This is a genomic window from Stieleria tagensis (genome assembly GCF_024129865.1).
Lineage (GTDB): Bacteria > Planctomycetota > Planctomycetia > Pirellulales > Pirellulaceae > Stieleria > Stieleria tagensis.
On record NZ_JAMYFE010000090.1, the window covers coordinates 1 to 8,987 of the forward strand.

The 8,987-nt window shown below is 53.1% G+C and carries 7 protein-coding genes; 2 read left to right on the forward strand and 5 right to left on the reverse strand.

Going from position 1 to position 8,987, the window contains the following annotated elements:
• Nucleotides 1–174: 174 nt before the first annotated feature.
• Both NHH03_RS20350 and NHH03_RS20355 read right to left on the reverse strand, forming a co-directional pair.
• Nucleotides 175–2,253: a prolyl oligopeptidase family serine peptidase gene (locus tag NHH03_RS20350; RefSeq protein ID WP_253159080.1), complete on the reverse strand. Its 2,079-nt coding sequence runs from the start codon at nt 2,251–2,253 to the stop codon at nt 175–177.
• A 253-nt stretch (nt 2,254–2,506) separates the two neighbouring features.
• Complete coding sequence (locus NHH03_RS20355) at nt 2,507–2,914, reverse strand: YciI family protein (RefSeq protein WP_253159082.1); 408 nt, start codon at nt 2,912–2,914, stop codon at nt 2,507–2,509.
• A gap of 98 nt (nt 2,915–3,012) precedes the next feature.
• Here NHH03_RS20355 and NHH03_RS20360 point away from each other — a divergent pair, with 98 nt between their 5' ends.
• Both NHH03_RS20360 and NHH03_RS20365 read left to right on the forward strand, forming a co-directional pair.
• Nucleotides 3,013–4,056, forward strand: a complete 1,044-nt coding sequence (locus NHH03_RS20360) for a zinc-dependent alcohol dehydrogenase family protein (protein WP_253159084.1) — start codon at nt 3,013–3,015, stop codon at nt 4,054–4,056.
• A 152-nt stretch (nt 4,057–4,208) separates the two neighbouring features.
• On the forward strand, nt 4,209–5,381 hold the full coding sequence (locus NHH03_RS20365; RefSeq protein ID WP_253159086.1) for a sialate O-acetylesterase: 1,173 nt from the start codon (nt 4,209–4,211) through the stop codon (nt 5,379–5,381).
• A 46-nt stretch (nt 5,382–5,427) separates the two neighbouring features.
• On the opposite strand, the gene NHH03_RS20370 is transcribed toward NHH03_RS20365, so the two are convergent.
• The 3 genes from NHH03_RS20370 to NHH03_RS20380 are packed head-to-tail and all read right to left on the reverse strand — an operon-like array spanning nt 5,428 to nt 8,632.
• The gene (locus NHH03_RS20370) at nt 5,428–6,114 is read right to left on the reverse strand and encodes a phosphonatase-like hydrolase (protein WP_253159088.1); all 687 of its coding nucleotides are present in this window, start codon (nt 6,112–6,114) and stop codon (nt 5,428–5,430) included.
• Nucleotides 6,107–7,279: a TIGR03364 family FAD-dependent oxidoreductase gene (locus NHH03_RS20375; protein ID WP_253159090.1), complete on the reverse strand. Its 1,173-nt coding sequence runs from the start codon at nt 7,277–7,279 to the stop codon at nt 6,107–6,109. The genes NHH03_RS20370 and NHH03_RS20375 overlap by 8 nt, the downstream gene beginning before the upstream one ends.
• Nucleotides 7,280–7,333: 54 nt before the next feature.
• Nucleotides 7,334–8,632, reverse strand: coding sequence for a DUF5690 family protein (locus NHH03_RS20380; RefSeq protein WP_253159092.1), 1,299 nt, complete (start codon nt 8,630–8,632; stop codon nt 7,334–7,336).
• Between the last annotated feature and the right edge of the window lie 355 nt (nt 8,633–8,987).

Sequence of the window (8,987 nt, forward strand, 5' to 3'; positions counted from 1 at the left end):
AACGCCGTTGGCGTAGAGATGCGATTGAGTGCAATGGAGTATTCCCTGCGAAACCTTCTCACCACAGCACTGACGCTTGCGATAAAAGTGCAACGTCCTACCCCCTTCCGCGTCGTCCTCGTAAGGCCACCCGTGCCGCCGCTGCGCCGCTGCGCGATTCAGCGGCACTCGATTTCAATTCACCGGTCGGTACTGGACGCCCAGTTGGTCGAACAGGAACGCGTCTGTGTCCACGGTTTCTTCGATTCGTTGTGACAATCCGGTGTCGCCGCCGTGTCCCGAATTGGCGCTGGTTCTCAGCAGTACCGGCGGTCCGGATGGGGAAGCGGCTTGCATTCGAGCCGTCATTTTCCGCGACTGCATCGGATCGACGCGAGGATCATTTGCCCCGGTGAAAAACAGGGTGGCTGGATACTTGGTTCCGTCGTGCACGTTGTGAAACGGCGAATAGGCTCGCATCGCCTGGAACTGTTCCAAATCTTTGACGGTTCCGAATTCGGGAATGTTAAACGCTCCGTTGGGCGACAGTTCGACGCGCAACATGTCGTAGATGCCGACATGCGAAACCACGCACTTGGCCAAATCGGGATGTTGGGTCAGTGTTGCCCCCATCAACAATCCGCCGTTGGATCCGCCCATGATCGCCAACTGGTCCGACGTCGTGTAGCCATTGTCAATCAAGTACTGCGCGGCAGCATAAAAATCGTCAAAGACGTTTTGCTTGTCGGTCAGATTGCCGGCCAGGTGCCAGCTTTCGCCGTATTCACCGCCGCCGCGAATGTTTGCGACGACATAGGTGACACCTTGTTCGAACAACACTTTGTTGGCTGCATTGAATCGCGGTGTCAAACTAATTGCATAGCCACCGTATCCGTACAGAACCAACGGGCCGGCGCCGGTCACTGAATCGGGCCGCTGAATGTTGATCGGAATCTTGGTCCCGTCTTTCGAGGTTGCAAACTCCCGCGTCACTTGAACGTCGTTCAAATCAACTGGCGATTCACTCGAAAGTTTCGTCTGGTTGGTCTGGTCCATCGCCGCCTGGTAGTGGTACCACCGTGTCGGTTGGACATACGAGGTATTGCGAAACAGAATGTCATCGCCGTTCAAAAGTTCGATACCACCGACACTGGAAATGGGTAACTGTTTTGGCATCGCCAGTGATTTGCCGTGGTGATCAAACACTCGGATCTCCGACGGTCCGCCCAGCTGGTAAGTCACATAAATGCGACTGGGCGTCGCGACCAAACTGGGGGCTGCGCGATAAAAACTGGTGACGATGGTATCGGGGCCTTCGGCGATCAACTCTTCAGTCGATCGCTTGGGCGATGTCACGTCGCGAATGCGAACGATCCTCCCGCGTGGAGCGGCTTCGCGAGTGATGGCCAAGATCGATCCTGAGGGTTCAAACGTTGCCTGGACTAACTTGTCACCAAACTGACTAATTTGATCCCAGCTGCCGTCGGTCGAGCGGACGTAGTGCGAAAATTCGCCACCGTCACCGTTCTGTACATTACATAATACCATTCCCGAGGGTGCGTGGACTTCGACTTCGATTTCTGCGATCCGTGGAAAGTCGGTGCCAAGTTCGAATCGATCTTGATCGCTGCTGGTGCCCAGTTGGTGAAAATACAGCTGTTGGAAAAAATTCAGATCCGCCTCGGCTCTCTCACCTGCCCGTGGATGACGCGTGTAATAGAAGCCTTGGCTATCAGCCGCCCAGGCGAGATCACCGCCAGCTGTGCCGGAATTGACTCGTGGCACAACTTCATACAACTTGTTTCCGTTGGCAGTGTCATAGACTGTGACGTCACCGACCTCACTGCCTCCGGTCGAGATCGAAATGGCAACCAGTTTTCCATCGGGTGAGGGTTCGTACCAGTCCATCGATGTGGTGCCGTTTGAATCGACAACGTTGGGATCAAACAGGACGCGGGCATCCTCTGGTGAATCGAGTGAATCAAATGTGACTAAATAGGGTTGCTCCATGGGCGGCTGGTTCTTGACCGCGAAATACTTGCCACCGGCAAAGCGAACATCACTGTACGAAATCAGTCGGGCCGACATGATCTCGGTCACACGTTCGCGAATTGGTTCGACGTTTGGCAGCCCGTCCAAGATTTGGCGAGCGTAGGCGTTTTGGCTTTCACTCCAGCGTTGAACCTCCGCATCGTCCCAATCCTCCAGCCAGCGGTAATCGTCTTGAACTTCGATCCCGTGATAGGAGTCGACTGTGGGCGAAGTGCGAGTCATTGGGGACTGTGCCGGCGTGGACGTACAAGCTAGCCCTGCGAGGGCCAGCAGCAGAAGGTAACGCGTGATCATGGTGATTCTCGTTTATTGCGTCGCAGAGTGCCCGCCAAAAGTATCGAAAGCGTGCGTGCACAAAAATCTATCCGAAAACGGTCCGATCTTGAACGACGGATGGCTCGTTTGGCGGGATATTAGCTGTGTCGCCCAATGGCGGGGGCCTCACTCCATCCCGTACTGCAAGCCCATTCACCGTTTACGGCAATGTCAGGCCATCTGGCAACGGAAGCAATGGACGAATCTCAGCGGTGCCGCGTCGGGCCCCGGGGATCTCTGCCGCAACAGAGATGGCTTCATCGATATCGTTGGCTTCAATCAAAAAGTAACCGCCCAATTGCTCCTTGGTTTCGACAAAAGGGCCATCGAAGACCGCGGTTTTCCCATCGCGAACCCGCACGCATTTCGCGACTTCCGGTGGCTCCAGCGGCGCAGCAGAAATGTACTGACCGTTGGCATGAAGTTTGTGGCACAACTGAACTGATTCAGAGAGTGCCGCCTTGTGCTCCTCCGGTGGCCACGCCCCTTCAGCGGCATAAAGAAGTACGATGTATTTCATCCCTAACGTTCCTCGGTTGTGTTCGTCAAACGCACATTGCAGTTTCACTCTAAAATATCTGAAACACCACACCCATCGGCAACACGATGAATTCAAATGCAACAGCGATTTACCGCGATGTTTAGTGAAACCCCTGGGGATCAGCGATGAGGGCGGTGCTCTATCGCGGGTTCAAAGAGACGCCTCGCATCGAATCCCTAGCCGATCCCACGCCGGAATTGGACGGAGTGGTGATTCAAGTCGAAGCGACGGGGATCTGCCGAAGTGATTGGCACGGCTGGATGGGACATGACCCCGACATTCGTTTGCCGCACGTACCGGGTCACGAATTTGCCGGCGTGGTGGTTGCGATTGGCAGTCGTGTTAGGCGGTGGAATGTCGGTGATCGGGTCACCGTGCCGTTTGTGTGTGGCTGTGGATCCTGTGCGCAGTGTGCATCGGGACAGCAGCAAATTTGTGATCGACAGTTCCAGCCCGGGTTCACCCACTGGGGCTGTTTCGCTGAATACGTAGCCATTGACTACGCCGACGCAAATCTTGTCCGGCTAGGCGATGAAATGGATTTTGTCACCGCGGCAAGTCTGGGATGTCGTTTTGCAACCGCCTTTCGTGCGATCGTCCATCAAGCAAAAGTTTCGGCCGGTCAATGGGTTGCCGTTCATGGTTGTGGAGGCGTCGGGCTGTCTGCGGTGATGATCGCAAATGCACTGGGTGCCAATGTCATCGCGATTGACATCGGCGACGACAAGCTTGATTTGGCTCGGTCGGTGGGCGCCGCGGAAACAATCAATGCGAGTACCACCGCAGATGTCGTTTCCACTGTCATTCAAATCAGTCAAGGCGGTGCAGCCATTTCGGTTGATGCACTGGGAAGTCCCACCACCTGTTTCAATTCAATCCATTGCCTTCGAAAACAGGGCAAACACATTCAGGTCGGTTTGTTATTGGCCGACGATAAACATCCATCGGTACCGATGGACAAAGTCATTTCGCACGAATTGGAAATCTTGGGTAGCCACGGCATGCAAGCACATCGCTACCCCGAAATGCTCGCCATGATTCGATCCGGCAAGCTTCAGCCGGAAAAACTGGTTACAAAGATGATCAACCTCGATGAATCTGTGCGTGCACTCACCAGTCTGAACAGCCATTTGGACATTGGTGTGACGGTCATCAACGATTTTGGATGATGTTAGAATCCAGTTCAAACGGTTCTCTTCATTTCGGTTTGACGAGATTCGCTTTCGCCTAGCCCTCGCTCCCAATTGAAAACAAGATGATCGTCTTCGGCAAGATTTTAAGCTTTGTGAGAGTGATGGTTCTCTCGGCATGGATGCTTGTTTTGACGCCATCTCAGCAACGGGTTTCTGCAGCCGAACCGGGTACCAAACCACTAAAGGTATTCATTCTTGCCGGTCAATCCAACATGCAGGGGCACGCGCAAGTGCGCACCATGGACGCCATGCGACTGAATCCCAAAGGGGCCGCACTGCTGACCGAAATGCATCACCCCGATGGCACGCCCCGGGTTTGCCAAGACGTCGGGATATCATCGATCGGTTCGGCGCACCAAGAACAAACTGGGCGGTTAACCGTTGGGTTTGGCGCGTCTGCCAATGGCCCCAAAATCGGCCCCGAATTCACCTTTGGAATCTGGATGCAAAAATGGCTGGACGAACCGGTTTTAATTATCAAAACGGCATGGGGCGGAAAGAGTCTGCATACGGATTTTCGTCCACCGAGTGCAAAACCCTACGAATTTACATCAACCCAAATAGAGACGTTTCGTAAGCAGAACAAAGATGTCGAGCAGATCAAAGCGGACAAGATTGAAGCCACCGGGAAGAACTATCGTCAGATGGTCGATCACGTGAAGCATGTGTTGTCGGACATCAAACGCGTCTATCCGGACTACAGCGTGGGACAGGGTTTTGAGTTGGCAGGCTTTGTCTGGTTTCAGGGCTGGAACGACATGGTCGATCGCGGGACCTACCCGGATCGTGACCAACCGGGCGGATTCGACCAATACAGCGAACTTCTGACCCAGTTCATTCGCGACGTCCGAAGGGACCTATCGGCACCGGAAATGCCCTTTGTGATCGGTGTGATGGGAGTCGGTGGTCCGACGCAGGACTATGGTCCAGATCAGCAACGCCACAAGGCGACCCATCAACATTTCCGGGACGCGATGGCAGCACCGGCTGAACTTCCCGAATTTAGCGACAATGTTGTGACGGTGTTGACCGAGGTCTACTGGGACAAGGAAGTCGCCGAATTGCGAAGACGCGAGAATGCGATCAAACCGATGATTGACATGATCAAGCAATCAATGAAACGCAGCGAAATCAGTCGTAGCGAAGGCCAAGAAAAAATCGACAGGCTATATAACGAAACATTCAGTCCACGCGAACGAGAGCTTTTGCAGAAAAGCACATCAAATTTTGATTTTCACTACATGGGTTCTGCCGGAATCATGGCCCAAATCGGCAAAGCCTTTGCCGAGGCACTGCAATGATCCACGGAAAGCTCTCCAAGCACAAAGACCAGCACTCATATCCCTATCAGGTCGGTCGATGAGTTTTGATCAACTCCAGCAACTCAGAGAGATGGTGAATGATCGCGGTGGGATTTGATTCGCTGAGTTGCTGTTCGGTTTGCGCACCCGTGGTGATCCCAAGCGTGATCGCGCAATCCGCGTTTTGCCCTTCTTCGATATCGATTTGAGAGTCACCAATTTTGACGACGGATCGCGAGGTTCGGATGCCGGTGATCTCCATTGCTTTTTCAATCATGTCCGCTGCCGGACGGCCGTTGGCAACGTCGCTGGCGGTGACTAAGGCATCAATGTCCTTTCCGATTTCCCAGCCTAACTTTTTCAGAAGCCCTTCGGCGGTGGATCGGTCGTAGCCTGTGTTTAGAACGACTTTGATATTTTGCCCGCGTAGACTGGAAAAGACCGCCGAGGCGCCGGGTTGTTCACGAACTTCAAGAGTCGCGTAGGCCGAAGCAAGTTGTTGCTTGAAGTTCGCAAAAATCGTAGCCACTTCTTCCGCTGAGTGATCGTTGCCGTCAAGCGCCAAAACGTCGTGGATCGCTTGTGATTTTTCTTTCCCCGCGCCAGCGGTCTGGACTTGCTCCTGAGTGAACGCGTAGCCCGCGGCGTTGATTGCCGCGCGCACCGTTTTATAAACGACGTTGTCTTCGTCAACGGTCGTTCCAGCCATGTCAAAAACAACGAGTTCAATCATTGTAAATTTCTCCGAGATGATGTTTCGCAAACCCAGCACTACTGGTCATGCCCTTGCCGCCGATGCCCGTCGCAATGTGAATGTTGTCGCCAACGTTGTGGGTAAAAATGCCGGCCGGGTGACTGGTTTGGCAATAGATTCCGAACCAGCTGGATTGAGTCTCCCAGGATGGCAGCTGAAAGATCTTTTGACCTTCGCTGATGAAGTACTGGTTGATGTCGGTACGGAGATCAAAGTTCAGGTTGTCGCGTTTCGCTGCAGGGGCATATTCATGGGAGTCGCCTAGAATGATTCCTCCGTCAGCCTCTTGTTTAAACAGCAAGTGAATTCCCCATTGCTGAGCGAAATTGGCCTGGGATTCACGTGCTTTGATCGCCGCCCACGAAGGGCATTGGGAAAAGCTCTCGTAGCGGCGAATCGACAGACCGGTCAGGATATTCCCCGGCAAAATCGATTCCGGCTGAGGTTTCAGTCGCAGCATTTGAAGTTTGACAAGCTTTAGGTCGCTGGAGCGAAACAGTTCCGGGTACAGGGTTTGGAATTCACTGCCGCAACAGAGCAACAGTTTTTGTGCCGAAAACGTTCCACCATCGGTGGTTGTCACCGTGACGGAACCCGCGCTGGATGTCACGATTTGATTGACGCACGTATCAAAGTGGCTTTGGAAATTCGATTGCTGTGACAGATAGTGATGCAACCGGTGGATCATCGTTCGCGGATTGACGGAAACTTCGTCGGGGAAAAACAGCCCGCCGACGCAGTAGTCTGAACGCAATTGCGGATAGCGGGATTGACACTGCTGCGCGGTCCAAAGCTGTGATGAGTAGTCAGCATCCGAATTGATTGTGTGTAGTTCCTCGATCAACGCCAGTTCTTCTTCGTCCGATGCGATGTAAATGCTGCCTTGCTGACGAACCGAAATGTCAAATTCTGATTGAATCGACTGATAGATTTGTAGACTTTCGCGACCCAACGGCTGCCATTGTGAGTCCAGACCTGATGGGACAACCTGTCCAAAATTGCGTACGCTTGCTGCTCGCGGTGCGGAATGGCGTTCCAACAGTCTGACACTCAACCCGCGACGTTGCGCATGGTAGGCGTGAAATGCGCCAAGGACTCCTCCACCAATGATCAACAGGTCCACTTTGTCTGCGTTTGTTGCCACGGTCTGGGATCCGAGTCTAATTTGGATTGGGTGAACGATTTGGCGTTTCGCCGGTCAGAAGGTGCGTCTTGGAATCGTACGGTAGTAGTGAACGCCCAACAACAACGTGATCAACAGCGAAAGGATCGAGACGAGGGCGGATGTCCAAAGCAATAAATTCAAAAAATCAACTTCTCCCGTTGCTGTATTGCGCAGGATCATGATTGCGACATAGCCAAGATAGCCAAGCGCATCGGCTAGGTACATCAGGTAGCCGATCGTTGCGGTCTCTTGGAACGCTGCGATCATTCGTTCGAAAACGGTCGTATGAAACGCGACATAGGGAACGTACATGCCTAGCCCCAGCAGCACCATAAACGCCATCGGTGACAATTGGTTCGCTTCCTGACCTGCGATAGACGCCAGTACAATTGAAAAACCGGTTCCCAACAGGGCAATCGATGACAAAAACGCAAAACGGTTGTCTCGTACAAAAATCGTCATGCCATTGATGATGACGACTCCTATCATCACCCAGAATTCCGAACGAGCAAAGACGTCGGGTTTGTTGTTCACGCCCAGTTCTTGCCAGATTTCAACCGCAAAATCATCCCGCAGGCTGCGAACGATTGTTAGCAGCACATAGATTGCCAGCAGTCCCACTAGACCTAACGCATGACGTTTAAAAAATGCTTTGCGGTCCGTTCGATTCATTGGAGCTCGCTTGGTACGCAATCGTTCATCGTTGGCTGACGGTGGGGGGATGAACGACAGCATCGACACGAAAAACAGCAACGGGATGACAAACAGCAATCCCGCCAGGAATGGCATCCAGTACGCGTCGACTTGATAATCCTGAATCAAGCTGCGGCCGACCGATTTCACGAAACCAGATGCCAAAATGAAACTGGCGCACAAGCCGGCAGAGAGTGATTCGGTGAGTTGGCGGCCCTCGAGAAAACCGAGAACCAGCCCGAACACCATCCCCAGTGGCAAGCCGTTGGCGAACAACCAAATGAAGTTCCAGGGAACCGGCGTGATCGCAAACAGCAATAGAGCAACTTCGGCCAAACCGATCAGCGCGAGGATCGACACCGCGCGGTATCGTGGTGGCATTTCAGAAACGACTTTGATGCCGATGAATTTTGAAAGGGTGTAGCCCGCCACCTGTGCAGACACCAGGATCGTTTTAAAACCGATCCCCAGCCACACCGTGTCTTGATACGTCGCCGCCGTGAATGGCTTGCGAAACGCATACATGCAAAAGTAGGTGCCGAATGCCGCAACAATGCAGTAGGTTGAAAACCAAGCCGGGTTTGCGTTGGCCAGTCGTTTACTGATCCAACTCGTGTGTTGCTGCGTTGTTGAATCCATTTTTCCGCCGCCTCGACAATCAGCAATGAATCGGAGCGGAAAATCATGTTCAATGTCCCACTTGATCGCGATCAAGCAATCGCACCGGACAAATCTGCCGGTTCAGTCAATGTCGGAACATCAAACAATGTTTACGGAAAACCAACAAGCCATAGAGCCATGAATTTTGGGTGAAGTTACGGCGGCAGCGACGCGTTAATTTTGAAGCCAGCGTTTTCTTAAGCCCAGCGGGCGACACAATGATGCAACGCTGCGTGAGATCATGTGCCGTCCTAGTCTCTAAGGATTGGACAGTGAAGCAAGCAGTCTTTTCAACTCAAATGGACCGGCAAATTGCCGCTTCGATCTCTTCACT